Origin of the sequence: Xenorhabdus innexi (assembly GCF_002632485.1) — a bacterium.
GTDB classification, from domain to species: Bacteria; Pseudomonadota; Gammaproteobacteria; order Enterobacterales; family Enterobacteriaceae; genus Xenorhabdus; species Xenorhabdus innexi.
The window spans coordinates 1-1,141 of record NZ_NIBU01000182.1; the positions used below are offsets into that span (position 1 = coordinate 1).

1 pseudogene is annotated in these 1,141 nt (G+C 56.3%); it reads right to left on the reverse strand.

Annotated elements, in window-relative coordinates:
• Positions 1 to 1,141 (reverse strand): annotated as a pseudogene (locus Xinn_RS20905) (ParB family protein); the annotation flags it as partial.

Below are 1,141 nucleotides of genomic sequence, written 5' to 3' on the forward strand. Positions count from 1 at the left end.
CCGGTTCCGGTGAGTCATCCGGCTGATGAGCGGGGAGCACCGGTTTTTTCCCGGAAAACACAGACGACACCGGTTTCTCATCAGGTACGGAAGTGACGGACTCCGGTGTCTGTACCGACCGGGTCACGGAGGGAGGAATTATCCCCGGTTCCGATCCCCTGTCTGAAGCCCGGGTTCTCTCCGCGTTATCATCTCTCTCAGGTGCTGCCTTTTCAGGTTGCTCCGACACCGCGTTAACTGCCGTTGCCTGTTCACCAAAAAGTTGCCGGCGGTTACTTTCCTTCGGATCGAGTTCCAGTATCCAGCGGTCATAATTCAGCTGCGGGTGCGGCAGTGCCTGCAATAAATCGCCAATCAGCTCATCCCGGAACATCTCCGGCGACCAGGTTTCCGGTGCATCAAATCTGCGGCAACAGGCACCAAAAATCGCACCAAAGGAACAGACCGGCTCTGATGTTGCACTGACAACATGTTGCAGCCAGACAGCCTCCGCATCCTGCCGCAAGGCCAGTAACAAACGGATTTGTGGTACCTTCAGTCCTGCGTTAAGCAGGTTCGGCATCCAGGGATACAGGTATTCCACGGTATCTTCCATCCGGCTGATATAACTGCGGCTGACAGGAAAACCCGCCTCCCCCAGCAGGGCAGACAGCTCACCCTGTGTGATTTTCTGCTGGTTCTGTGCTTCAAAAAGCGTTCTGGCCTTACAGACGCCCAGTGCCTTTTCAATAAAGCTGAGTTCCCCGCGCAGTTCATTTTCTGCCAGATGCCCGATGACACACTGCAACCGGCCCGGCCACGGTTTAAACAGGCAGTGAATCCGGTAGAAACGCGCATCGCCGGTTTCCTGTCACAGTTCAGATAAAACCTGATAGCGGGTGTTGCCGCCATCGCTGAAAATATAGACATCCTCACCCTGCGGATCCCGGGTCACTTTCGGCACCGTATCCAGCCCGCGCGCCTGAATGGAGGCTTTGATATCGTCGTAACGCGGATTCCGTCCGGTACGGGGGTTATCCGGATTGGGACGCAGTTGATCCAGCGTCAGGACCATCGGCATTTCGGCCATCGGCGGGTTGTCATTGAGAGTGGCGACGGCCTGTCGGCCTTGTTGTAACAGGGCACTGCCCAGACTGAGATT